The sequence below is a fragment of the Acinetobacter schindleri genome (assembly GCF_010918895.1).
Taxonomy (GTDB): Bacteria; Pseudomonadota; Gammaproteobacteria; order Pseudomonadales; family Moraxellaceae; genus Acinetobacter; species Acinetobacter schindleri.
The window spans coordinates 3,006,840-3,030,944 of sequence record NZ_CP044483.1 but is presented as its reverse complement, the minus strand read 5'-3'; the positions used below and the strand labels follow the sequence as shown (position 1 = coordinate 3,030,944).

22 protein-coding genes are annotated in these 24,105 nt (G+C 45.2%); 13 read left to right on the top strand and 9 right to left on the bottom strand.

The genetic code is table 11. From position 1 onward, the window contains the following. Positions 1-17: 17 nt before the first annotated feature. Together FSC11_RS14420 and dapA are read right to left on the bottom strand one after the other, a co-directional pair. The gene (locus FSC11_RS14420; RefSeq protein WP_004813887.1) at positions 18-623 is read right to left on the bottom strand and encodes a hypothetical protein; all 606 of its coding nucleotides are present in this window, start codon (positions 621-623) and stop codon (positions 18-20) included. A 12-nt stretch (positions 624-635) separates the two neighbouring features. Further along, complete coding sequence (gene dapA, locus FSC11_RS14415; protein ID WP_163167627.1) at positions 636-1,535, bottom strand: 4-hydroxy-tetrahydrodipicolinate synthase; 900 nt, start codon at positions 1,533-1,535, stop codon at positions 636-638. Between the two features lie 718 nt (positions 1,536-2,253). Between dapA and mhpT the strand changes: the two genes are divergently transcribed. From mhpT to FSC11_RS14400, 3 genes are all read left to right on the top strand, one after another. Continuing rightward, positions 2,254-3,468, top strand: coding sequence for a 3-(3-hydroxy-phenyl)propionate transporter MhpT (gene mhpT / locus FSC11_RS14410; protein ID WP_163167626.1), 1,215 nt, complete (start codon positions 2,254-2,256; stop codon positions 3,466-3,468). 608 nt (positions 3,469-4,076) lie between these two features. Beyond that, complete coding sequence (pncA, locus tag FSC11_RS14405; protein WP_004813881.1) at positions 4,077-4,706, top strand: bifunctional nicotinamidase/pyrazinamidase; 630 nt, start codon at positions 4,077-4,079, stop codon at positions 4,704-4,706. 114 nt (positions 4,707-4,820) lie between these two features. Then, on the top strand, positions 4,821-5,774 hold the full coding sequence (locus tag FSC11_RS14400) for a bile acid:sodium symporter family protein (protein WP_163167624.1): 954 nt from the start codon (positions 4,821-4,823) through the stop codon (positions 5,772-5,774). 67 nt (positions 5,775-5,841) lie between these two features. Here the strand turns inward: FSC11_RS14400 and FSC11_RS14395 are convergent, their stop codons facing one another. After that, a complete protein-coding gene (locus FSC11_RS14395; protein ID WP_004890913.1) occupies positions 5,842-7,095 on the bottom strand; it encodes a hypothetical protein in 1,254 nt (417 codons plus the stop codon). A gap of 77 nt (positions 7,096-7,172) precedes the next feature. Here FSC11_RS14395 and serB point away from each other — a divergent pair, with 77 nt between their 5' ends. The 3 genes from serB to FSC11_RS14380 all read left to right on the top strand — a co-directional run bounded on the left by serB (position 7,173) and on the right by FSC11_RS14380 (position 9,769). Beyond that, entirely contained in the window at positions 7,173-8,399 is a 1,227-nt protein-coding gene (serB, locus tag FSC11_RS14390; RefSeq protein ID WP_163167622.1) for a phosphoserine phosphatase SerB, read from the top strand. A 411-nt stretch (positions 8,400-8,810) separates the two neighbouring features. Next, positions 8,811-9,146: a ciprofloxacin tolerance protein AciT gene (gene aciT / locus FSC11_RS14385; RefSeq protein ID WP_004890907.1), complete on the top strand. Its 336-nt coding sequence runs from the start codon at positions 8,811-8,813 to the stop codon at positions 9,144-9,146. A gap of 143 nt (positions 9,147-9,289) precedes the next feature. Beyond that, on the top strand, positions 9,290-9,769 hold the full coding sequence (locus FSC11_RS14380) for a hypothetical protein (RefSeq protein ID WP_004813874.1): 480 nt from the start codon (positions 9,290-9,292) through the stop codon (positions 9,767-9,769). Positions 9,770-10,089: 320 nt separating this feature from the next. Here FSC11_RS14380 and dtd read toward each other — a convergent pair whose 3' ends face one another. Continuing rightward, the gene (dtd, locus tag FSC11_RS14375) at positions 10,090-10,530 is read right to left on the bottom strand and encodes a D-aminoacyl-tRNA deacylase (protein WP_163167620.1); all 441 of its coding nucleotides are present in this window, start codon (positions 10,528-10,530) and stop codon (positions 10,090-10,092) included. 222 nt (positions 10,531-10,752) lie between these two features. Between dtd and FSC11_RS14370 the strand changes: the two genes are divergently transcribed. The 5 genes from FSC11_RS14370 (at position 10,753) to asd (ending at position 16,174) form a co-directional block, all read left to right on the top strand. Then, complete coding sequence (locus FSC11_RS14370; RefSeq protein WP_163167618.1) at positions 10,753-12,267, top strand: catalase; 1,515 nt, start codon at positions 10,753-10,755, stop codon at positions 12,265-12,267. Between the two features lie 185 nt (positions 12,268-12,452). Next, positions 12,453-12,983, top strand: coding sequence for an ankyrin repeat domain-containing protein (locus FSC11_RS14365; protein WP_111810238.1), 531 nt, complete (start codon positions 12,453-12,455; stop codon positions 12,981-12,983). A 118-nt stretch (positions 12,984-13,101) separates the two neighbouring features. Next, entirely contained in the window at positions 13,102-14,313 is a 1,212-nt protein-coding gene (gene pncB, locus FSC11_RS14360; protein WP_163167616.1) for a nicotinate phosphoribosyltransferase, read from the top strand. Between the two features lie 164 nt (positions 14,314-14,477). Then, on the top strand, positions 14,478-15,326 hold the full coding sequence (locus FSC11_RS14355; RefSeq protein ID WP_163167614.1) for a sulfurtransferase: 849 nt from the start codon (positions 14,478-14,480) through the stop codon (positions 15,324-15,326). Then, on the top strand, positions 15,323-16,174 hold the full coding sequence (gene asd / locus FSC11_RS14350) for an archaetidylserine decarboxylase (protein ID WP_004813864.1): 852 nt from the start codon (positions 15,323-15,325) through the stop codon (positions 16,172-16,174). Before FSC11_RS14355 ends, asd begins: the two co-directional genes overlap by 4 nt. Positions 16,175-16,266: 92 nt before the next feature. Here asd and FSC11_RS14345 read toward each other — a convergent pair whose 3' ends face one another. Then, positions 16,267-16,881: an SPOR domain-containing protein gene (locus FSC11_RS14345; RefSeq protein WP_163167612.1), complete on the bottom strand. Its 615-nt coding sequence runs from the start codon at positions 16,879-16,881 to the stop codon at positions 16,267-16,269. Positions 16,882-17,215: 334 nt separating this feature from the next. Continuing rightward, positions 17,216-19,006 (bottom strand): arginine--tRNA ligase, encoded by a 1,791-nt coding sequence (gene argS, locus FSC11_RS14340; RefSeq protein WP_163167610.1) that lies wholly within the window; start codon positions 19,004-19,006, stop codon positions 17,216-17,218. A gap of 255 nt (positions 19,007-19,261) precedes the next feature. Between argS and FSC11_RS14335 the strand changes: the two genes are divergently transcribed. Continuing rightward, positions 19,262-19,549, top strand: a complete 288-nt coding sequence (locus tag FSC11_RS14335; protein ID WP_004890882.1) for a DUF2798 domain-containing protein — start codon at positions 19,262-19,264, stop codon at positions 19,547-19,549. Positions 19,550-19,845: 296 nt separating this feature from the next. Here FSC11_RS14335 and FSC11_RS14330 read toward each other — a convergent pair whose 3' ends face one another. From FSC11_RS14330 to FSC11_RS14320, 3 genes are read right to left on the bottom strand one after another with little or no spacing between them, the layout of a single operon-like run. After that, positions 19,846-21,147 carry a DUF445 domain-containing protein gene (locus FSC11_RS14330; protein ID WP_163167608.1) on the bottom strand — a complete coding sequence of 434 codons (1,302 nt, stop codon included), beginning with the start codon at positions 21,145-21,147 and terminating at the stop codon, positions 19,846-19,848. Between the two features lie 8 nt (positions 21,148-21,155). Further along, positions 21,156-21,710: a CC0125/CC1285 family lipoprotein gene (locus tag FSC11_RS14325; RefSeq protein WP_108619325.1), complete on the bottom strand. Its 555-nt coding sequence runs from the start codon at positions 21,708-21,710 to the stop codon at positions 21,156-21,158. A gap of 49 nt (positions 21,711-21,759) precedes the next feature. Beyond that, entirely contained in the window at positions 21,760-22,299 is a 540-nt protein-coding gene (locus tag FSC11_RS14320; RefSeq protein ID WP_004890874.1) for a DUF924 family protein, read from the bottom strand. A gap of 210 nt (positions 22,300-22,509) precedes the next feature. Between FSC11_RS14320 and gshA the strand changes: the two genes are divergently transcribed. After that, positions 22,510-24,087 carry a glutamate--cysteine ligase gene (gene gshA, locus FSC11_RS14315; protein WP_004890871.1) on the top strand — a complete coding sequence of 526 codons (1,578 nt, stop codon included), beginning with the start codon at positions 22,510-22,512 and terminating at the stop codon, positions 24,085-24,087. The last annotated feature ends 18 nt before the right edge of the window (positions 24,088-24,105 follow it).

Sequence of the window (24,105 nt, the reverse complement as noted above, 5' to 3'; positions counted from 1 at the left end):
AAATGCCTAGAAAATGTCTAGGCTGGCCAATTTTGGTAAATCTGGTTTAACAGTTCTGTTGCTTTTTCGCGATCGGCAAAACTGTTATCAGGATTAAACACAGCCAGGGTGTTACTCGAACCTGCAGGAGAGAGTCTTAAAACATAGGTCTGCTGATCGACCTTAATCGTTACCTGGTAACGATCTTTGCTTTGACCAACGATGGAATGGTTAAGGCTGCTGAGCGTGGCAAGAGTGTATTGCCATATTGTAGCAGCATTTCCATCAATTTTGAGCAACGGATTTTGATTTCCATCCATCACCAGTTGCGGCTTTCCCATTATATCTGTAACAGTTTCATCAGCTTGAGTTGAACGAACTGGCTCAGCAGAAGGGCGGGGCAGGGCAAAACGGTTGCCACGTTCATTTTCCAGTTTTGGTGCATGTTCAATCGCAAGCGGATCTACTGTCGGAGCAGGATACAATGGCGTTGCAGGACGAACCATAGCACCTTCAGGGTATTGCAGAGGCTCTAGCGTAGTGGTGTCCTTGTAGTCCAAAGTGCCATTTTTAAAGGCCATTGAACTACAACCCGCTAAACTGAATGCTGAAAGGGCAAGGATAAGTCCTAAACGTAATTGCATAGTATTGTGCTCTTATTTAATGACGCCCGCTGCAGCAAGTACTTCATGAAGCGGAGCGCGATATTGTTCTGCAAGTGGTGTTAACGGCAGGCGAATACCTGTACCGATGAGGCCTATGTCATGGAGTGCCCATTTCACAGGAATTGGATTCGATTCGCAAAATAAAATATTGTGTAAATTTGCAACCTGAGCGTTAAGCGCTTCAGCACCAGCATCATCACCGCTAATAGCAGCGGCACACACTTCGCTCATGACTTTTGGTGCAATGTTGGCGGTCACAGAAATGTTCCCTTTCGCACCATGTGCCATCAGCTGATACGCCGTTGCATCATCGCCAGAATACACGGTCATGTCTTTGCCTTGTAAGCCAGCGATCAGTGCAGCACCGCGTTCAACATCACCTGTCGCATCTTTAATCCCGACAATTTGCGGGATATCTGCCAGACGAATCACTGTTTCGTTTGACATGTCCACACCGGTACGGCCTGGTACGTTGTACAGGATTTGCGGCAGGTCTACTGCTTCGGCAATCGCTTTATAGTGCTGATACAGGCCTTCTTGAGTTGGCTTGTTGTAATACGGAGTGACTAGAAGTGCAGCATCTGCGCCCAGGTCTTTGGCTTCCTGGGTCAGCTCAATGGCTTCACGTGTTGAGTTTGCGCCTGTACCGGCAATGATTGGAATGCGTTTGTTCGCGACACGAATGATTTCTTTGATCACTTGCGTGTGTTCACTCATGCTGAGTGTAGATGCTTCACCTGTTGTACCAACCGCGACAATACTGTTGGTGCCCTCTGCAATGTGCCACTCAACCAGCTTCTCGAGACCCTTCCAATCTACGCTGCCATCTTCAAACATAGGGGTGACGATTGCGACAATGGAACCCTGAATGGTCTGTGCTTGCTGAGTCATTTTAAAAAACTATCCTATTTGTCCATCCGAAGAGAATGAGAAAACATATTTGGGATGGGTTTGTATTTTGATTTGTAGCAAATTCAATGCATTTGCGCCGAATTGAATATTGCGTATGCAAATTATGACTGATCAGCAGCATAAGAACAATATGCTTTGCTGAAAGCCACTCAATTCTTTATACAAAGCTCTGTAACAACAAGCAAGCAATAAAAAGAATGAAGCTTCTTGTAAAACGATAAAAAGAGAAGAGTATTTTCACATGGTCTGGATAATTGGACACTTAAATAAAATTGTCATATAAATGACTGTTTAAGTAAGTTATTACATTGAAAATTCAAATAGTTAAGCGATTATTTAAGATTTATAAATGATTATCCAATAGCTAAAACATATCAATAATACAAGGATAGACATGGTTAAAAATGCATTGAAATCCCTGTACTAATTCTTTTTAGATATTAATGAATCTTTAGATATTTATTGAATGTTGGATTTTTTTAGCTGATCTGTAAGCCTTAAATCCTTAAACAGGAATTTTCTGGCAATGACAATAATTGTTTTTGCGACTTTCTAAGGATTCTATCTCAAACAACAGCACCGATCCCTGTATCTGTATATCCCACTAAAACATTCAACTTATTGGTAGTTAAATCCGACTTCGGTCTCATAGATGATGACGGCTCTATTTGAACGCTGATTGAACAAGGATAATCCAATGGAAAAATCAGATAATAAGCATGCTATCGTCACGGTCGCGATCTGTTTTCTGATTGCAGTGATTGAAGGCTTAGATATTCAGGCTGCAGGTATTGCAGCAGCGGGTATTCGTGAGCATTTTGGTCTCGATAGCTCACAATTGGGTGTATTTTTCAGTGCAGGGATTCTGGGCCTATTGCCTGGTGCACTGGTCGGTGGTCGTATTGCGGACCGTATTGGCCGTAAGACTGTTTTGATCTGGTCTACAGCGGTGTTCGCTGTATTCACACTTTGTACAGTATGGGTCAATAGCTTTAACTCATTATTGGCTGTACGTTTCTTGGCAGGTGCGGGTCTCGGGGCGGCAATGCCAATCTTAATTACGCTTGCATCTGAAGCTGTAACACCTGCAAATCGTGGTCGTGCAGTCGGCTTGATGTACTGTGGTATGCCAGTCGGTGCAGCAATTCTGTCACTGATTGCAGCGACTGAATTTGGTGTAAACTGGAAAAACATTTTTTACCTCGGGGGATTATTACCAATCATCGTGATTCCAGTGATGATGTTCTTATTGCCTGAGTCTAAAGAGTACTTAAAAGCGAAAGATCTAGCAGAAAATGCACCTGCTGATGCTGCGCCTAAAGGTGCGTTTAAAGACCTGTTTAACTCACAAAACCTGCTACGTACCATGTTCATCTGGGTAAGCTACTTCTTCACATTGATGGTGGTATACATCATGCTGAGCTGGTTGCCATCTCTATTCCAAGAACTTGGCTTCACACGTAAAGAAGGTGCTACTGCTCAGTTCTACTTCATGCTAAGTGCGACTGTAGGTACAGTGATTTTAGGTGTGTTAACTGACCGCTGGAAGAAAGCATACGTCATTCTATTAATGTACGGCGGTATCTTGGCAGGTCTATTGGCGCTAAACGCCGCAGGTTCATTAACACAAATGTACATGGCATCAGCGCTAGTGGGTGCATTCGTTATTGGCTGTCAAGGTGTATTGTATGCCTTCGGTGGTATCGTTTACCCAACAGAAGTTCGTGGTACGGGTGTTGGTGTTGCATCAGCAGTAGGCCGTATTGGTGCAATGCTTGGACCAGCAATTGCAGGTAGTCTGTTAACTGCAGGCTTCGGTGCGGTGGGTGTAATCTCAGCAGCGATCCCATGTATTATTATCTCAGCAGTATTCATGTTGTTCTTGGTTCGTAAAATGAACAGTGTGGCATAAGCGAAACTGAATAAAAAAACCCGCAGGATGCGGGTTTTTTTATGCCTCAAAGGATGATTCAAACGACATAAATGAACGTCTTAAAACCTATGTCGCTATTCAAATTCAGCCACATTTGTCATGATTACACTAAAAAATAATTACAAATAAGAAAGAGTGCTTGGCTCAAAAACTACGTATTGCGCATTTCCTACAACCACATCAAAACTATACGCTATGAATCATTCAGGACGAAATTGAGCTTGAGTTACCTCATCTCCTTGAAACTCAAACACACTCTTTCTGGACGGGCATAGCTCAGCTTTGAAGATCAAGCGCGTATGATGATGTCAATCTATAGATCAATGTCTTTAAGCTAATGATGCAATGCCGGAATATTTTGATTGGCTATATACGACGTCATACACTGGCTTATTTTTACTTTCGTACCACAATGCCAGGTAAAGCCAAAATCTACTTACGTTTTGTGCGCCATTTGGCCCAAGAATTGCCCGAATATGATTTTTGTCAGAATGCGCAGTCATTCTATTTTTGTCACCGGGACTAAAAAACAGCATGGTTTTTAGGCTATGCTTGGGCATCATCAAGATTTCAAGGAATGAGAGCGTATGCAGCAGAATGCCGCGTTGATTGTTGTGGATGTTCAGAAGGGATTTACCCCGGGAGGTAATCTGGCAGTCGCAGGTGCGGATCAGATTATTCCGAATATCAATCAACTAGGACAATACTTTAGTAATATTGTACTGACCCAGGACTGGCATCCAGAAAATCACATTTCCTTTGCAGCTCATCATCCTGACAAAGCTACCTATGACACGATCCAGCTAGAGTATGGCCCTCAGGTGCTCTGGCCAAGCCACTGTGTGCAGGGCACTGCGGATGCTGAACTGCATCCAGAATTGGATCTGCCACAAGCGCAGCTGATTATTCGCAAAGGCTTTCATCAAAATATCGACAGTTACTCTGCTTTTATGGAAGCAGACCGGAAAACCAGTACCGGTCTGGCAGGTTATCTGCGAGAACGTGGTATCGATACGGTATTTATTGTTGGAATTGCCACCGATTTCTGTGTGGCGTGGACAGCGATGGATGCCTGCAAACTGGGTTTTAAGTCCTATGTAATTGCGGATGCTACTAAAGGCATTGACCTAAATGGTTCACTGCAACATGCCTGGCAGGATATGCTGGCTCAAGGAGTAAAAAGGATTTATCTGAAAGATATAATCGATGTGGCCTAAACGCTGGCTTTATTATTTTTGAGCTGATCTGCTTTCAGACGAGTTGATATATTTATATATTTTGAGGCATCAAACGATGCCTCGATTTCCTTTTAAATGCCCCCGGATTTCCCCATGTCAGCACTCCTTCAATTTAGCCAGTTTGTCCAAAAGACCTTTGCTTTGTGGGTGATTCTGTTTTCTGCTATTGCCCTGATACTACCGGAGCTTTTTGTCTGGCTACGTGCCTATATTCCCTGGATGTTGGGCCTAATCATGTTGGGTATGGGCATGACCATGACAGTAGGCGATTTTAAAAGTGTGTTACAGAGTCCAAAAGCAGTGGCAATTGGGGTGGTGGCCCAGTTTATGGTGATGCCAGGGCTGGCTTTTCTCCTATGTCAGCTGTTCCAGCTCCCGGCTGAAATTGCGATAGGGGTAATCCTGGTGGGTTGCTGCCCGGGTGGAACTGCATCCAATGTGATTACCTACATGGCCAAAGGCAATACCGCCCTGTCTGTGGCCTGTACTTCGGTTTCAACTTTGCTGGCACCTGTTTTAACCCCGGCTATTTTCTATCTGCTGGCCAGTCAGTGGATTGAGATCAATGCCTGGTCAATGCTGGTATCAATTCTGCAAGTGGTATTATTTCCGATTATTTTGGGCCTGATTATCCGTGCCATTTTAAAGGCTAAAGTTGAGGCTTATATCCAGGTAATGCCACTGATCTCGGTGATTGCGATTGTCGCAATTGTCGCCGCAATTATTGCTGGCAGTAAAACCCAGATTCTGGAATCCGGACTAATGATTTTAGGCATTGTTGCCTTACACAATGGCCTGGGTTATTTGTTTGGTTATTGGGCTAGCAGAATCTTCAAACTGGCTGAAATTGACTGCCGTGCGGTGTCGATTGAAGTGGGCATGCAGAACTCAGGGCTAGGTGTGGCTTTGGCTGCAACCCATTTTGCTGCATCTCCCATCACAGCCGTACCGAGTGCCATTTTTAGCTTATGGCACAATATTTCTGGACCAGCCTTGGCTACTTATTGGGCAGCTAGAAAACCCGCTGAGACGGATCAGCAGAACTGATGCCAGCAGAAACAAGGAATAAAAAAAGCCCGATGCTAAGATCGGGCTTTTTACTCTTCAAAATTTATTAGGAGGCTTTGGACTGTTTCGATTTCAGGATATCGGTTCGGAAGCTTTGCGCCAGTTCTGCCATCTCGGCATCCATCCCATTCATCACGAAAGCATGACGGGTCAGGACATTGGTTGGATTTGGCATGCTGACCAGTTCATAGTGATCAGAAATAGATTTAAGTAAGAAATTCGGGACATGTACCGCACTTTCACGCGCTATCAGTTGCTGTGCCAGACGTTCAGCCGCTTGAGTTGAATTCAGCTGCATTTCATCCACTTTTGAAGCGATCGCGCTGCGTGTCTGCAAGACAAAACGTTTATCTTCACGATAGCGTTTGTACAGCACTTCAGAAAGTAACTGGAAGACATAGCTGATCAGGGTGAGGCAGGCGAGGGCATTGGGCTTGTCTGCGGCAATACTCAGTGTTGCACCTTTTTCATCAAACTTGTGTACCGTCCAGACATCCGAACTGTTCAGTTTATAATGTTGTACGCACAGTTCAGTGGCCTTATTTAGGAAGATCTGACACAAGTTGAAATAAGGCACAGACACAGTCTTGTTGACCGAATCCAGCAGCTGTTTGGGATCATAGAACTGGATATTCAGCGACAGGGTATCTTTTTCGACTACAGCCGGCGTGCTGTCTTTTTCCTTTGGCTTATTGTGAACCGCTTGCTGTGCCTGAGCAATTGCCAAAGCTGCATTGTGTTTTTCCTGTTCCAGTGCCTGAGTCAGCGTCTGAATTTCAAATTTCAGACGTGATTCATTATTGATGCGCGCCAGGTATTCACTGCGGCTTGGACGGGCAATGGCGCGATAAGCTAACCATAATAAACTATGCAGAATGAAAGAGAATAAAATCGCCGTCCACTGGGTACGCAGAATTTCACCGATACTTGGCTCAATCAAAGTAATCTCAACTGAACCGACTTTTTTCTCGTTAAGTAATGCTTCGCGGACAAAAACCTCGCCATCTCGGGTTTTCGTCAGACCACCAGTGGCTAAAACCTGAGCATTTGCATCCAGGATGCGAATTGAGGCAACACTTGGGTTAGTGGAATAACGATTTGCCAGTAAAGCCAGTGAAACACGATTGGCTGGATCCAGCTCAGCCAGGCTGTCTGTCACCAGTTGACTGGTCATGAGCTGACCTTGGCTGGCACGGTTTTCATTCAGCTGGTGAGTGGTTGCCAATACCAGTAAGAAGGTATGAAGGGCAAAACTTATAATCAGTAGGCTAGCAAATAGCCCTTGTCTAGGCGCATTCAACGTAAACTTCCAAGGCAATTCTATTCAAATTCGATTATGATTCTAACAATAGTTGTAGCTCAGACCCGAGTCAATTCATGCGAGAAATCATTCTTATATCATTCTTAGGACCCGACCAGCCTAATCAATTTACACGATTAATGCGGGTTTTGTCCGCTCATTCCTTACAGATCCTGGATGTTGGACAAGCGGTTATTCATAACCAGTTGACCTTAGGTATTGTTGTATCTTCGGACGACCAGACCGCTACCGCATTAGCCATGAAGGAAATCCTGATTCTAGCACATGATATCGGGTTAACAGTGCGCTTTAAACCGATCTCTGTCACAGAATACAATCAATGGGTCAAAGAAGGCGGTCAGACCCGTTATATCGTGACCGCATTGGCCCCGGAATTAAAGGCTTCCCACCTGCAAGCCGTGACCCAGATCGTGTCCAGTCAAGGCTTTAATATTGAAACTGTAACCCGACTCTCCGGTCGTCCGGTACTGGACGGTGATGATGCAGAGGCTGGACCAAAACGTGCCTGTGTACAGTTCAGCCTGAAAGGCCAGATGCTGGATGCCGCAGCAATGCGTACAGCTTGCCTAAGCCTGTCTACGGCACTGAATGTCGATGTTGCAGTTCAGGAAGACAATGTTTATCGCCGTAACCGTCGTCTAGTCTGCTTTGATATGGACTCGACCCTGATCGAGCAGGAAGTGATTGACGAGCTGGCAATTGAAGCAGGTGTCGGTGCACAGGTGGCTGAAATCACCGAACGTGCCATGCAGGGCGAGTTAGACTTCCAGCAAAGCTTCCGTGCACGTGTAGCACTACTAAAAGGCATGGATGCATCTGTGCTGCCGAAGATCGCAGAACGTCTGACCATTACTGAAGGTGCAGAACGTCTGATCTCTACCTTGAAAGCACTGGGTTATCGCACTGCAATTCTTTCTGGCGGTTTCCAGTACTTTGCTGAGCATCTGCAAGCCAAGCTGGGCATTGATGAGGTCCATGCCAATGTCCTCGATGTTGAGGATGGGATGGTGACAGGTGAAGTCAAAGGTCATATTGTTGATGGTGCGCGTAAGGCGCATCTGTTAATGACGATTGCTGAAGAGATGGGTATTTCTCTGGAACAGGCAATTGCCGTGGGTGATGGGGCCAATGACCTGCCAATGCTATCGATTGCCGGTTTAGGCGTGGCATTCCGTGCCAAGCCACTGGTCCGTCAGAATGCCAATCAGGCGATTTCTAGTGTCGGTCTGGATGGCGTACTGTACCTGCTTGGTGTACATGACAAAGACCTCAGCCGTGCCTGAGATTAGCGATTTTTAAGATAGAAACGCGGTCAAATGGCCGCGTTTTTTTATGCTGATTGATCACGCGCTGAAGAGTAGTAGAGGGAACTATATAGAAATATACCGATCATCTTAAACGGAAAAATAATTTTTTCAGTCCAGAAAAACGGCGTTTATTTTGTAATGACACGCCAGCATCGATGGGGCAAATGTTTCGGAAAAACTCTAAAAATAAAAAATGTAATGACAAAATAATATCGCGACAGAATATGTCGTTGAACAGAAATAAAGGACTTTTTTTAGTCAAAAAACTCATCATAATGCTGGCATAGATAGACAAATCAATATATTCCACGAAGTGGGTTTTACGACATTCAACCATGAGAACCGCTGCATTACTTGCATGATCTGGGGTTGGACGGAGGGGATTTTATGGTAACAGCGAATTTAGCAACAATTGTGGGCTTTAGTCTGGTAGCCGCTGCTGTACTTGTTGTGTTCTTCTCGCCGTATCGTCGCTGGTTAAGTTTTATGGTGGCTGGAATGTTTACCTGGGGGCTGATTGAAGTCATTCGCCTGGGAACACAGACACTATTTGAACTGCCAATGACCTATGGTTATTTAGCGGCGTTATCGAGCGTGATGGTCATAGTAACTCTATTGTTGCTACGTGAAGATCGCCGTGCCGAGCGCGCACTGGCCAAGCGCCGCTGCATCGAACATACACCTGTTTATGAAGATGACCAGCAGCAGTTATCCAGCCGATAATTGCGCTATTAAAAACAATAAAAACAAATGCACCTTCGGGTGCATTTTTTGTTAACGATCATCTACAAACTGCATGCTTAACCTCCTTGTAATTTATGCTAGGATAGCTATCAATTTTCGTACAATTACAATAGGCATAACTCATGAAACTGTCGTCAATTCCTGTCCTGAAACTTCCTTTGGTCGATCTCAGTACCGACCCGCTTGATTTACTGGTTGCAGGCTTGGCTTTGCGTATGAAGCAGTTGGCACGTACCAGTCCAAAATTTATTGAATTGGTCCATGAGCGTCAGTTCCGTATTCAGATCGGTACAGATGAAGGTCTGGCGCGCCAGATTATTGTCAATAACGGCGATATTGATACTGTATCAGGTAATGCTGAGCCGGCAGATTTTGTATTGCAGTTTGCAGACAGCGAGCAGGGTGTTAAAACTTTGATGAAAGGTGACCCAACCGCATTTATGACCGGCATGCAAAACGGCACTATCAAAATGGAAGGTGACTTTGGCTTGCTGGTCTGGTTTAATCAGGTGGCGAAGATGCTTCCACCAAAATTGCCAAAACCAGTCAAAGAAAAGGTGAAGCTGGTACGTCAGTTCATTAAAGAGAAAACTGGTAAATAAGATTTAAATTTTTTAAAAGATCTGGAATGCTAGTCAATTAAATAATTGGTTAGCATTTTTTTCGAGCTTAGAAAATATTGGACACGTGAAACGTAATCAGCAACTGTTTCAGGTAAGACTAGATTTAAGAAAGATTGTTTCTGCGAGACATATATTCATTGATCAGACCTGACGAGTTTTGCGGTGAGGAGCATTGCTTCGCAAGATGCCTCCCTTGCGAAGCTCCACTTCTCATTCAGGCAAAACCAAAGTAATAAAGACTGATCTAAAAGAATAATTTATAAAGAAAAAATTTCGAGAAAAAAGTATCTGAGAGCTTATTATTCAACTTCCAGATTAAACGTCACAGGTCCATCATTGACCAGATGAACTTTCATATCGGCGGCAAAAATACCAGTTTGTACATGATCGAACTGGCTTTGTGCATATTCAACCAGCTGTTCATACAAGTCTTTTGCTTCAGCCGGTGGCATGGCCGGACCGAAGTCAGGACGTAAACCTTTTTGGGTTTGGGCCATCAGGGTAAACTGTGAAACCAGCAATAAACCACCGCCCGCCTGGGCAACGTTCCAGCCCATTTTTCCCTGTTCATCATCAAAGAAACGGTATTTTAGGATTTTATCAATCAGCTTTTGACCTTTTTCTAAGGTATCTTCCTTGCCAATCCCTAAAAAGACCAAGATACCGTGCTGAATTTCTCCGGTTGTTTCACCCTCAACAACGACTTTGGCTTCTAGCACTCGCTGTAATAATGCGCGCATATTTGACTCAAAAACTGAAAATTATGTGCATTGTACAAGAACCGCAGCAAGTCTGCAGATTAACTCTGCTTAAAATTCATTCTAATCTATTGACTATATTTGATAATATTTTAAACAATCCAAAAACACGATTGAATTTATAAAAATTATCTGTTTTATCTATTTTTTACTCTCGAGTATCTTAGCCCATGCAGGAAAGGTAATAAATTGAGAGATTTAGAAATGTTTAAGCGTTCATTACTGGTTGCAATGCTTGCAACTGTCACAGCCGCACAAGCTGCCCCATTAACTAAAGATAACGGCGCGCCAGTGGGGGATAACCAGAACTCGATCACTGCTGGTCCAAATGGTTCCGTTTTACTTCAAGATGTACAATTAGTTCAAAAATTACAACGTTTTGGTCGTGAGCGTATTCCTGAGCGTGTGGTACATGCGCGTGGTACGGGTGCTTATGGTGAATTTGTTGCAACCAAAGACCTGTCTGATCTGACCCTTGCTTCATTGTTTAAAGCCGGTACTAAAACTCCAGTTTTCTTACGCTTCTCTACCGTAATTCATGGTAAAGGTTCACCAGAGACTTTACGTGACCCGCACGGTTTCGCAGTGAAGTTCTACACACAAGAAGGTAACTGGGACTTGGTCGGTAACCAGACACCGGTCTTCTTTATCCGTGATGCAATCAAGTTCCCGGACTTCATTCATGCCATGAAGCCAAGCCCGGTGACTAACGTACAAGATGCCAACCGTGTGTTTGACTTCCTGTCGAGCCAGCCATGGGCAACCAACATGCTGACTTATGTGTACGGCAAGCAAGGTGTTCCAACCAGCTATCGCGAACAGGACGGTTTTGGTGTTCACGCTTACAAACTGTATAACGACAAAGGCGAATACAAGTACGTGAAATTCAACTTCCGTTCGAAACAAGGCGTGAAGGGCTTGAACGTGAAAGAAGCGGCTGAGCAGCAAGGTAAAGATTTCAACCACTTGACCAATGATCTTTATAACAACATCTATGCGGGTAATTTCCCGAAATGGGACTTGTACATTCAGGTGATTGATCCTAAAGACCTGGGCAAGTTTGATTTCGATCCGCTAGATCCAACTAAAATCTGGCCAACTGAGCTGGTTCCAGAAACCAAAGTCGGTACCTTGACCCTGAACCGTATGCCGAAGAACTTCTTCAACGAGACTGAACAGTCGGCGTTTGCGCCAGGTAACCTGGTTCCGGGGATCGAGCCATCAGAAGACCGTCTGTTACAAGGCCGTATCTTCTCTTACTCAGATACACAAATGTACCGTCTGGGTGCAAACCATCAGCAGATTCCGGTCAACCGTCCAGTGGTAAATGTGAATAACAACAACCAGGATGGCTACATGAATGTCTCTGAGCGTGACTCGGACGTGAACTATGAGCCAAGCCGTAAAGAGCCAAAAGCTGCCACTGAAAAAGCACGTGCGGTACAAACACCATTATCTGGTCATGTACAGCAAATTGGCGTGAAAGAGCAGAACTTCAAGCAGGCTGGTGAACTTTACCGCTCATACACAGCTAAAGAGAAAGATGACCTGATCATGAACCTGGCTGCTGACTTAGGTGCAGTGAAAGATTCAGAAACCAAGCACATCATGTTGTCTTATTTCTATAAAGCAGATGCAGACTACGGTACCCGTATGACCAAAGCGGTGAACGGTAACTTGGCGACGGTTAAAGCCAAAGCTGCAAAATTAAAAGACTAATCTCGATTGGTCTTGAGGAACTGGTGACTAGGGCATAGTGCATCACCTCCGAAAAGTCCTGTAAAACTCCAAACCTTTCCTGCACCCTAGGGGGAGTTTTACAGGCACTCCGTTTCTATCTCATCTCAGGTGAATTGAATCCTGAGTGACTGAAATTTTCTTTTCGATTTCTGTTGGAGTTCATCATGAAATTTATGCCAGAAGCATTTTTAGCCAGTATTCTTGCCTTCAGTTCCGCATTCGCAACTGCTGCTGAAGTAAAGAGTATCTCCCCTGCAAAAACTGCGGCAAGCGTTCAGATGACCTCACAACAGGAATTGGTCGACCTGTTCTTTGCTGCGGCCAAAATTGGTAATAGCGAAGTTATCAACGAATTTTTAAAGCATGGCTTTCCGGTCGATGTGCGCAATAAAGACGGTTATACCCCGCTGATGATGGCGACCTATTATGGTCATCAGAGTATTGTTACAACCTTGTTGAAACATGGTGCAGACCGCTGTGCCCGAGACAACCGCGGCAATACGGCTTTAATGGGTGCCTTGTTCAAAATGGAATTTGCCATTGCCAAGCAGCTGCGTCAGATGGATTGTGATGCCCAAGCCAAAAAGGCCGGACAAAAAACCACGGCTGAATTTGCTAAAGTGATTGGCCAGGAAAAACAGCTACAAAAAATCATCCAGGAAGCAGAAAAACCTAAAACAAAAGCAGACAAATAGGCTGTTATTTATAGCAGTACTTTGGTCTATATTTCTCCTGGCTGTATGTAATTGCTGCAATATTGCAGGGCTTTTTATGCTTTAATGCAAAGATAAGCACAGCGATATTTCCTAAGTTATGGCGTCAATCATCCAATCCCTGCTTGATACTGACTTGTACAAATTCACCATGTTACAAGTGGTATTACACAAGTTTCCGCAAACGCACAGTCTTTATCATTTCCGTTGCCGTAATCTTGAAGATACGGTTTATCCACTCACGGATATCCTGGATGATCTGAACCATCAGCTTGATCTGCTGTGCCAGCTGAAATTTAAAGAAGATGAACTACAGTATTTACGCAGCTTGCGTTTTATCAAAAGTGATTTTGTGGATTATCTGGAGCTGTTCCAGCTCAAACGCCGCTTTATCAAGGCGACCATCGACAGTGAAGGTCGTTTAGACATTACCGTTGAAGGCCCAATGGTTCAGGCTATGATGTTTGAAATCTTTGTCCTGGCGATTGTCAACGAACTGTATTTCAGCCGGATCCGTACTCCAGAAGTGCTGATAGAAGGTGAACGTCGGCTGCAGGCCAAAATGGAACTGCTGAAACAGTACGATGCTTCGCAGGATTCAAATGATCCGCCATTTCTGGTATCTGATTTTGGTACCCGCCGCCGTTACAGCTTCGAGTGGCAAAAGCATGTGGTGGAAGAATTTAATAAGGCAGCGCCACAAGTCTTCCGTGGAACCAGTAATGTACTATTAGCCAAAGAATTGGGTATTACGCCAATTGGTACGATGGCACATGAATTCCTGCAAGCTTTCCAGGCACTGGATGTACGCCTACGTGATTTTCAGAAAGCAGCACTTGAAACCTGGGTGCAGGAATATCGTGGTGATCTGGGAATTGCCCTGACTGATGTGGTCGGGATGGATGCCTTCTTACGTGATTTCGACCTGTATTTTGCCAAGCTGTTTGATGGCCTGCGTCATGACAGTGGCGATCCTTACGAATGGGGCGATAAAGCCTATGCCCACTATAAAAAACTGAAAATAGACAGCAAAACCAAGATGCTGACTTTCAGTGATGGCCTGAATCTGGAAAAAGCCTGGAAACTGCATCAGTACTTCAAAGATCGCTTCCAGGTCAGCTTCGGGATCGGAACGAATTTGACCAATGACATGGGGCAGACACCGCTGAATATCGTGCTGAAACTGGTGGAATGTAACCGTCAGTCAGTCGCAAAAATTTCCGACAGTCCAGGAAAAACCATGACCGACAATGATACCTTCCTTGCGTATCTGCGTCAGGTATTTGACATCAGCGAAGTCGCTGAACAGTAATCTCAATCAGCCGTCTCCAACCTGAGGCGGTTTTTTTATGCAATGTCCTGTGTGTTAGGGTCGTTAGCATAAATTGTGATAAATAACCCAATAAAAACCGCATAATTGTAAAAATGAGCTGTGCTAAGATCAGACTGATTTGAACCATAACACCTATGATAACGATGACAGCTTCAGCTTTTAATTTGGGTCTGCTGATAGAAACAGAAGACTTGGTGCCGCATCTGGGCAATGAAAAACTCCGTATTGTTGACCTGAGTCGTGCCTCTGTTTATGAACAGTTGCATATTCCGCATGCACTCCATTTACAGCCAAAAATGCTGGTTCGTCAGGAAGAGCAAGCTTTGGGTTTATTACCGGATCAAGAAGGCCTGGAAGCACTGGTTCGTTATCTGAATATTTCTCCTGAGCATCATGTCGTGGCTTATGATGATGAAGGTGGGGCTTGGGCAGGGCGTCTGTTATGGAACTTACATTGTTTAGGATTTGAGAACACCAGCTTACTCAATGGCGGTATTCATGCCTGGTTAGCGGCTGGGCTGCCGACTTCTTCTGATCCGGTGAAGCTGGAGCCAGTCGAACAGCTGGTGCAGATCAACCTTAACCAGGAAAATGCAGTACGGATTGACTATGAAGCCCTACGTCAGCAGGTCGAGCAAGGGCAGATCCAGCTCTGGGATTGTCGTACTGAAGATGAATATACCGGCCTGCGTCTGACAGCACGACGCGGCGGTCACATTCCGGGAGCACGTCATTTTGAGTGGAGTACTGCCCTTAACCGTGAAAATCATTTAAAATTACACCCTTTGCAGCGCACACAACAGCGCCTGGAACAACTGGGTTTTAATCTTAAGCAGCCTGTGGTGGTGTACTGTCAGTCACATCACCGCTCCGGGCTGGCCTATATCTTAGGACGTCTGCTCGGCTGGAAAATTCAGGCTTATGACGGTGCGTGGAGTGAATGGGGCAACCGCCTCGATAGTCCAATCGCTACAGGGGAGTTGCCATCTTGAGCATCACATCGCGTTTAAAACAACAATTATTTATCCAGGCTCAGAAAGTGGTGCCACAGCATCGTCTGTCTCGTGTGGTAGGTAAAATTGCAGCCAGTGAAAATCCGGTTGTAAAAACTGCGGTGATTTCTGCTTTTAAAGCCAAATACGGCATCGATATGTCGATTGCGGAGCAGACCAATGCCTTGAAGTTCAAGTCATTTAATGATTTCTTTACCCGCGGTCTAAGAACCGGAGTGCGTGCGGTCGACGCTGACCAAGGCAGTATTGTTTCTCCTGCCGATGGTGCCATTTCCCAGCTTGGCAAGATTGAAAATGGTGATGTGTTCCAGGCCAAAGGTCAAAAGTTTACAGTTGAAAATCTGATTGCCGATCCACAACTGGCGCAGCCCTTTAAAAATGGTGAATTTGCCACAGTATATCTGTCCCCACGTGACTATCACCGTGTGCATATGCCATTTGCTGGCACACTGACAGAAACCCTGTATGTACCGGGTGAACTGTTCTCGGTCAATCAGACGACAGCAGAAAATATTCCAGGCCTGTTTGCACGTAATGAGCGCATGGTGTGCCTGTTTGATACTGAGCTTGGTCGTATGGCAGTGGTGCTTGTTGGGGCCATGATCGTCGCCGGTATTGAAACGGTTGCTACGGGTAAAGTAAAACCTTCAGGCCGGATTGAATTGAACCAGCATAATCTGTTCCTAGAAAAAGGTGCAGAACTTGGCCGTTTCTACCTAGGCTCAACGGCTGTCATTCTGTTTGAAGAAAACAAGATGCAATGGGATGAGAAGTTTAAAGCCAATTCAACAGTATTGATGGGTGAAGCTTTAGGGCATACCGTTTAAGAAAATTCCTCCCGACCTTCCTTTGAAAAGGGAGGAATTAAAAGGTACAAAAAAAAGCGCCATCAGGCGCTTTTTTTAGATCTAGAATTTATTTATTGCTTCACAACAATCGAATCGATACCACTATGCTGCAAAGTCTGTTGTGCAATCACTGCCGCTTCTACAGAATCATAAGGACCGGAAACCACACGGTACCAGACCTTGCCATTTTCAACGCTTCTGACCACATCCGCAGATAGGCCATTCAGGATAATCTCGGCACGGCGTGCATCAGCCTGATCCGGGTCATCAAAACTGCGTACTTGTAGAATATAGGTCGCTACTGGTGCAGCAGGTTCTTCAGTTACCAGTCCCGGCTCATTCACAGTTTCAGATGCAGCTTCCTCAGTTTGAGGAGCTTCTACAATGACCACAGCATCCTGTTTATTGGTTTCAGGCACAGCCTGTTCAGGAATTGGAGTAACCTGCTGTTTCGGCAACAGGTCATAGAAGCGATAATCCTTGTTGGTGTCTTCCTCTTCATAATGCTGAGAAGTGATCTGATCATTGTTTGGTTTTACAGGTTCCCATGGCTTCCACAGCATGAGCGCCACCAAAAAACTTAACACGATTAAAATGATCACGAGTGTGCCTAGCCATGCAGGAATCAATGGCTTCTTTGGCTTATTCGGACGTTCAGATACACCGCGTTGCGTTTTTCCAAACACTGGAGATTTCCTCTTGTATTTATTTTACCAGACAGAAAAAGGCATAACCGGTGTTATGCCTTACTCTCTGCATCGTATGTGATCGTAATACAAATGTCATTATACAAATCACCCACTCCACAGGATATTTTTATGAACTAGATGTCAAATCGGACATCTAGTTCATAGTTTTGGCTGTCTGCTTGCGTGCTTACTTCAAGCAGAGCTCTCGTCTTGCGAGCATGCAAAGCAGTGCTTTGACTATTTACCTTCTTGCATCAATGTAAAAGCAGTGCTTTACATTTCCACTTCGAGCCCAGCTCTAGTCTTGCGAGCATGCAAAGCAGTGCTTTGCTTACATGCTCTCAGGAGCTGATACGCCAAGAAGTTCCAGACCATTACGGAGCACTTGACGTACATTTACAGACAAAAGCAGACGAGCTTGAGTCAGTTCAGCATCATCACCGAGTACTTTGTTCTCATTGTACCAACCATGGAACAATGCAGCTAATTCTTTCAGATAGTTACCCACCTGGTGCGGTTCATAGCTGTTTGCAGCACGAACCACAATCTCAGGGTAGGCTGCCAGTTTTGCCAGGATTTCAGTTTCAGCATCCAGCTCGAGCTTAGCGGCCAGACCACGTGCAGCCACAGCATCAAAGTTCACGCCAGTCGCAATAGCCTTTTCTAACATACGGCAGATACGTGCATGGGCATACTGGATATAGTACACAGCGTTATCCTTGCTTTGTGACACTGCAAGATCAAGGTCAAAGTCAATATGCTGTTCAGACTTACGCATCACATAGTAGAAACGTGCTGCATCATTACCTACTTCTTTACGCAGGTCGCGTAAAGTCACGAACTGACCTGAACGAGATGACATTTGCACCATCTCACCACCACGCCATAAGCTGACGAACTGCACTAACAGCACAGTCAGTTTCTTCGAATCATAACCCAGTGCATCAATTGCGGCTTTTACACGTGCGATATAACCGTGATGGTCTGAACCCCAGATATCAATGATATCGGTATAGCCACGTTGGAGTTTATTTAAATGGTATGCAATGTCAGATGCGAAATAAGTCGTTTGACCATTACGGCGTTTGACCACACGGTCTTTTTCATCACCAAATTCAGTTGATTTGAACCAGATATTGCCATCTTTTTCGTATAAGAAACCACGTTGATCCAGCGTTTGTAATGCTTCTTCAATTTTTTCTGTCAAAGACGCTTCACTGAACCACTGGTTGAAAGTTACACCAAATTCACCAAGGTCATCTTTAATATCATCAAGAATCGCTTTAAGCGCTGCTTGATGGAACACGCGGTAACCTTCGCCAATTAAGCTTTGAGAATTGAATATCAAGCCATCGATATGTTTTTCTTTATCGCCTGAAAGTACGACTTTATTGCCTTCAGCATCCGGTTCAGCCGCAAACTGCACATCTTCAGGTACGTCTTTGTAGACATCTGCTACCGGGCGTACATAGGCATCGCCATCCTGGTCGATAATGCTTTGTGCGATCTCTTTAACATAGTCGCCTTGATAGGCATTTTTCGGGAATACCAGTTCTTGGCCAGTCAATTCCAGATAACGTAAATAAGTTGAAGTCGCCAGAATATCCATTTGGCGGCCAGCATCATTCACATAATATTCGCGGTCAACTTTCGCACCTGTTGCCTCTAACAGGTTCGCTACGGTCATACCATATGCAGCACCACGGCCATGACCCACATGCAGGCTAGAAGTTGGATTCGCAGAAACGAATTCCACCTGGATGCGTTTTTCCGCATTGGCCTGGGTACGACCATAAGTCGCTTGTTGCGCCTGGATCTGGTCCAGAACTGCGAAACGCTGGTCAGCATTCAGGAAGAAGTTAATGAAACCCGGGCCTGCAATCTCGGCTTTGCTGATATCTGCAACTTCTGGCAAGGCTGCAAGGATTTTTTCTGCTAAATCACGCGGCTTCATACCCGCAGCTTTAGACGCGATCATGGCAATATTTGATGCAAAGTCACCGTGGCTACGGTCTTTGGTACGCGTCAAATTACTTGTATTGTTCCAGTCAGATGGGAGTACGTTTTGTGCCTGTAAGGTTTGCACTGCATGATCGAGAGCTGCTTGGATTGCCGTATTCATAATCAGTCGAAAATAGATATCGCAGAAAAACAGCAAATATAGCAAATTTCCGACTCTTTAGGTAAAACCATTTATGGGGAATAAAAAATATACGATCGGTAGCTGGAAGATTTATACAAAATTGTCATTTATTCGTTCGTATATCACATAAAGAATATCGTAATAAGCAAGTTGCAAAATTTGCTATAAAAATGAATCCTCAATCACTGAAAATAGCCTATATTAACCAGATTGAAATAACAAAAAGAGCTTGCAGTGGATTCGCAACAACGTCCGGTTATCTTTGGCAATACTCCTAAACTTCCCGCTAAATGGGCACTGATAATTATCCCTTTCATCCTGTCCTGCCTGATGAGCGGTATCATTTCTTTCATTAATATGCTGCGTACTTTGGGCTGGATTGAAGGTTTTATTTCATTATGGCTGCATAACTGGATGATTTCCTGGGCGTTCGCTTTTCCGATCGTGCTGCTATTGTTGCCATTCGTACGTAAGCTCACTGGCCTGTTGGTGGATATGAGTGGCTCACAACTACCGAAGTAGATTTATTGATTGCATACAACTCACGCGTTGATTGAGTTGATTTACCTGCCGATTTTGAAAAGTATACAGCTGGCCCGAATGATCAATTTTCAGGACTCTGGCTTGCACTAGAGCAAGCAGGAAGATCTCCAGCTTTTTAAGATTAAGCAGGACAAAAGGATTACCAAGATTGTTCTAGCAGGAACTACACCTGACCTTGTACTGCTTAAAACACGCTTAAGGTTTCGTAGGATTATTATCTGACAAATAGAAACTTGGACGATAGCTCAATCCCTGAGATTTGAGCATACCCTAAATCAAAGCACATATTCGACAATGGCCCGGATAATCCCCAATACCAGGCCGATAAAGGCCCCGACCACCACGCCGTTGACCCGGATCATATGCAGATCGCCACCGACCTCATTTTCAATCTTGTCAATCATTTCACGTGAATCCCATTCATGAATCCGTTCACTGATAAAACGGATGACTTTCTCGCTGTATTGATCACTTAAGTCAACTGCCATATTACTCATACGGTTATTCAGTAATTCACGGACTGAACTGTTGGAAATGATATTTTCACCCACTTGCTGAATGGCAATACGTAGATTCTCTGCAATACCGGAATCCGGTTTTTCCAGATCTGCCTTGATCGCATCACAGAGAATCACCACGGCACCACTAATGAAGTTCAGTACCTGTGGGCTGTCCAGCAGGGCATCTTTAGCAGAATTTAGACGTTGACTGGCATCACTATCATTGTCAGCCAGTTGCAGCATCAGCTGATGGGCAGACTCTTCAATCTTTAAGCGCCAAGGATGATCCGGATCTGCCAGCATGGCTTCGACGCGCTGAATTACCGAGTCGATGCTACGCTGTTGCACGTCAATCCCGATCCAGCTGGCACCCTTTGCCAATTTCCACACCCCCATTTCCTTAAACAGGGTACGGGTCAGTTCACGGGTCTGCTCCGGATGTGACGTCATCCAGGCATGTGCCAGATCGAGGCCACGTTGCAGAACATCCTGATGAAAATCATTTTCCAGTACAGCGCGCAACATCTCACTGGCCAGATGATTGATCTGGGTGCTTTTCACCCATTGCACACTATTGCTCTGAATAAAGCCGGAAATCTGTTCCTGACCGACAAATTCAAAGATCCGTGGAGCAGTCTGCTGGATGACCTGAGTCACCTGACGGTTATTCTCCGGATTTGCCAGCCAGCGGCCTGCTGCCAGGCTCAGGTCGGTACTGGCCAGACTACGCTCCACAATTTGTGGAGACAGGAAGTTTTCCTGCACAAAGCGACCCATCGACTCGGCAATACGGGCCTTATTGCGTGGAATGATCTCGGTGTGGTCACGCAGAAACCTGGGAATGGGCAACTTGCCAAAAGGATTGCGGAACAGAACGGTAATTGCGTACCAGTCTGCCATTCCACCTACCACACCTGCTTCTGCAGACAGCATCAGGATATGGATCAACCATACATATTCTGGCAGTAATTTGGCAGCGACCATCAGTGCCAGCCAGGTGACGACAGCCACAATTAAGGCAATGGTGGCAAAACGTTTACTGCGTTGCAGGCTCGGTGAACTGGTCTCTGTCTGCATAAAGACTCCTATTTAGTCATAGTCACAGGCTGTGGCTGCAGTATCTCACCTGTTGGGCTCAGACCATATTTAGCGCCGAGCGATTGTAGAATCAAGCGAGCATCGAAGGCATCTTTGGGCGCCTGTCCCTGTTTAAAGCATTCAATCGTATAGGCAATCTGTGCTGGCTCTACAGTGACACGATACGGCATGTCATAGAAGGGATCAGGCCAATAAAATGGATGACGGCGATAATAGCCATAGGGATATGGCATGGGTGTGGGATAGACGATTGCTTCACGCGGAGGTCGTTGGGTACGGTTGCTTGGATCATCCAGCACCCGAAAGAACTGGAAACCATTCTGTATAGTCGTCTGGGCCGCCTTAACTAAGGTAATTTCTTCAGCTGTCCCAAAGCTCATGTTTGGACGCGCCTTGAAACTGATCCGGTAAGTCTGGGCATTGAGAGGTGTAGTACTGTACTGGCCGAGCTGATCAAAGGTCAGTGGTTTGGAAGGCGTCGTTGCACAGCCTGAAAGCAGGGCAGTGCTTGCAAATGCTAAGGCGATGATGGTCTTCTTCATCTTCGTTCTCCTGATGGGGTGATCCAGCGACAGCAGTACCTGAAAATACCTAAAAACTGCTATCCGGCTGGGTCAGGAAACTTAATTCTTCCTCGGTAGATTCACGGCCCAGAATCTGGTTGCGATGTGGGTAGCGTCCAAAGCGTTCGATAATGATTTTATGCTTGATTTCATATTCGAGATTAGACGGATTACCGAGGCGTTGAAATAGTTTGAAGGCATATTCATGAATCAGTCTGGATTCACTGTGCATGAACGGCATATATAAAAAAGCCCGCTGTTCCGGACTGAGCTGCTTGTCCAGATCCAGGCTAATGGCTTCCTGTGCCAGAGCTAGAGCCAGGCTATCCTGGGCAAAAGCACGTGCAGTACCCCGAAAAATATTGCGAGAAAACTGGTCCAGAACAATGATTTCTGCCAGACGGCCTTCGGCAGTTTTACGCCAGGACCATAATTCGGCCTGACTTGCCTGTTCCAGAATTTCTGAAAATTGCTCAGTCAAACTTTGGTCGAAATGGTCGCTTTTGGCAAACCAGTTCGGCTGGTTCTCGGCACTAAACCAGAAGTCCAAAATATCTTGATAATTCATAAGGTTTACAATTCATTAGCATTTATTTGTTAATAAAATCACAAATTTCACATGTCTTATAGAGAAAGTTTGTGTTAAAAATTTGCGGAATTAAAATCAATGGTTTGCCTGAAAAGCAGGCAGGGTGTAATGTGCGGATCTAAAATCACGTTATACTCTTATAAAATGATGATTTTATTTTAATAGTTTAGCCCATTAAGCGAGATTGTAATGAGTCAACCTGAATCGACCAGCCAAGCTGTATTACCAACTTGGGTGGATTCGTCGCTCATCAAGGGGATGCTGCGCGGAATTGAGCGAGAAAGCCTGCGTATGCAAGGTAATGGCTTTCTGTCGCAAAGGCCGCATCCTGTAGCACTAGGTTCAGCCCTGACTCATCCGCATATCACCACTGACTATTCTGAAGCCTTGATGGAGTTTATTACTCCGCCAAAAGACAGTATTCGTGGCGCTTTGGATTACCTGATGGATATCCATGCCATCGTACATCGCAAACTGGAAGATGAAGAAAAGCTGTGGCCGATGTCGATGCCATGCATGCTCGACAGCAGCGATGACAGCATTCCACTGGCGCAGTACGGTTCTTCCAATATTGGTTTATTCAAGACACTTTACCGTCGTGGTCTAGGTGTGCGCTATGGTCGCCGTATGCAGACCATTTCGGGCGTACATTATAATCTGTCTTTCCCGGATCATTTCTTCGAAGCGCTACAGGCCAACGAAAGTGATGAATCACTGCGTAACTTAAGCCTGCAGGATTACCGTAGCCACCGTTATATGGGGCTGATCCGTAATTTTATCCGACTGACACCATTGGTGATGTTCCTGGTCGGTGCTAGCCCGGCAGTGTGCCAATGCTTTATGACCGGTCGTGACCATCAGCTGTTGCCACTTACTCGCGGCACCTTATATACCCCATATTCAACTGCATTGCGCATGGGCCGTTTCGGTTATCAGAACTCAGCCCAAAAGCAGCTCGGTATTCATTACAATAACTTGCAGGACTATCTGGAAGGTCTGCAAAAAGCAGTTAAAACACCATATAAACAATTTACCCGTCTGGGCCTTGAAGATGCAGCAGGACAACCAATCCAGATCAATGATCATGTGCTACAGATCGAAAATGAATATTACAGTCTGGTACGTCCAAAGCAGGTGCCAGAAGCCGGTGAAACTCCATCACAGGCACTGGCAAATCGTGGTATTGGCTATGTGGAACTGCGTGCAGTGGATGTCAATCCATACAGCCCGATCGGGATTGATGAACATACCGCAGGCTTCCTGGAAGTAGTTGCACTGTACTGTTTATTGCAGGACAGCCCGGCACTGCTGAGCGATGAGCAGGACATCATCGAAAAGAATCAGGCTGAAGTGGTCAATCGTGGTCGTGCTCCGAATGCGGCTATTCTGGAAAATGGTCAAAAATATCTAATCGAAGACTGGTGTGCAGTTCATCTGGCGCGCATGCAGCCGCTGGCAGAATTATTGGATGCAGCATATGGCAATAATCTTTACACGACGGCCATGAAAACCATGCAAATCCGTGTTGATGAAGTCGATGCGACACTTTCTGCGCTTGTGGTGGGTGATATCCGTAAGCAGGGTGGCATGTGGCATTTCGGCCAGGTGCTGGCACAGCAGCATGCTGCGGTTTATCAAGCGCATCAGCTCAGTAAAAAAACCACTGCATATTTTGATGAGTTAGTACAAAAGTCCTTGCAGCAACAGCAGGAACTCGAGCAAGATAGCAGCATCAGCTTTGCTGAATATCTCGCTCAATTTCGATAAAAAACAAGAGGATCGACC

Excerpts from the sequence above, each read along its gene's own strand:
- FSC11_RS14420 (WP_004813887.1), bottom strand. The coding sequence starts at position 623 with ATGCAATTACGTTTAGGACTTATCCTTGCCCTTTCAGCATTCAGTTTA.
- dapA (WP_163167627.1), bottom strand. The coding sequence starts at position 1,535 with ATGACTCAGCAAGCACAGACCATTCAGGGTTCCATTGTCGCAATCGTC.
- mhpT (WP_163167626.1), top strand. The coding sequence starts at position 2,254 with ATGGAAAAATCAGATAATAAGCATGCTATCGTCACGGTCGCGATCTGT.
- pncA (WP_004813881.1), top strand. The coding sequence starts at position 4,077 with ATGCAGCAGAATGCCGCGTTGATTGTTGTGGATGTTCAGAAGGGATTT.
- FSC11_RS14400 (WP_163167624.1), top strand. The coding sequence starts at position 4,821 with ATGTCAGCACTCCTTCAATTTAGCCAGTTTGTCCAAAAGACCTTTGCT.
- serB (WP_163167622.1), top strand. The coding sequence starts at position 7,173 with ATGCGAGAAATCATTCTTATATCATTCTTAGGACCCGACCAGCCTAAT.
- aciT (WP_004890907.1), top strand. The coding sequence starts at position 8,811 with ATGGTAACAGCGAATTTAGCAACAATTGTGGGCTTTAGTCTGGTAGCC.
- FSC11_RS14380 (WP_004813874.1), top strand. The coding sequence starts at position 9,290 with ATGAAACTGTCGTCAATTCCTGTCCTGAAACTTCCTTTGGTCGATCTC.
- dtd (WP_163167620.1), bottom strand. The coding sequence starts at position 10,530 with ATGCGCGCATTATTACAGCGAGTGCTAGAAGCCAAAGTCGTTGTTGAG.
- FSC11_RS14370 (WP_163167618.1), top strand. The coding sequence starts at position 10,753 with ATGTTTAAGCGTTCATTACTGGTTGCAATGCTTGCAACTGTCACAGCC.
- FSC11_RS14365 (WP_111810238.1), top strand. The coding sequence starts at position 12,453 with ATGAAATTTATGCCAGAAGCATTTTTAGCCAGTATTCTTGCCTTCAGT.
- pncB (WP_163167616.1), top strand. The coding sequence starts at position 13,102 with ATGGCGTCAATCATCCAATCCCTGCTTGATACTGACTTGTACAAATTC.
- FSC11_RS14355 (WP_163167614.1), top strand. The coding sequence starts at position 14,478 with ATGACAGCTTCAGCTTTTAATTTGGGTCTGCTGATAGAAACAGAAGAC.
- argS (WP_163167610.1), bottom strand. The coding sequence starts at position 19,006 with ATGAATACGGCAATCCAAGCAGCTCTCGATCATGCAGTGCAAACCTTA.
- FSC11_RS14330 (WP_163167608.1), bottom strand. The coding sequence starts at position 21,147 with ATGCAGACAGAGACCAGTTCACCGAGCCTGCAACGCAGTAAACGTTTT.
- FSC11_RS14325 (WP_108619325.1), bottom strand. The coding sequence starts at position 21,710 with ATGAAGAAGACCATCATCGCCTTAGCATTTGCAAGCACTGCCCTGCTT.
- FSC11_RS14320 (WP_004890874.1), bottom strand. The coding sequence starts at position 22,299 with ATGAATTATCAAGATATTTTGGACTTCTGGTTTAGTGCCGAGAACCAG.
- gshA (WP_004890871.1), top strand. The coding sequence starts at position 22,510 with ATGAGTCAACCTGAATCGACCAGCCAAGCTGTATTACCAACTTGGGTG.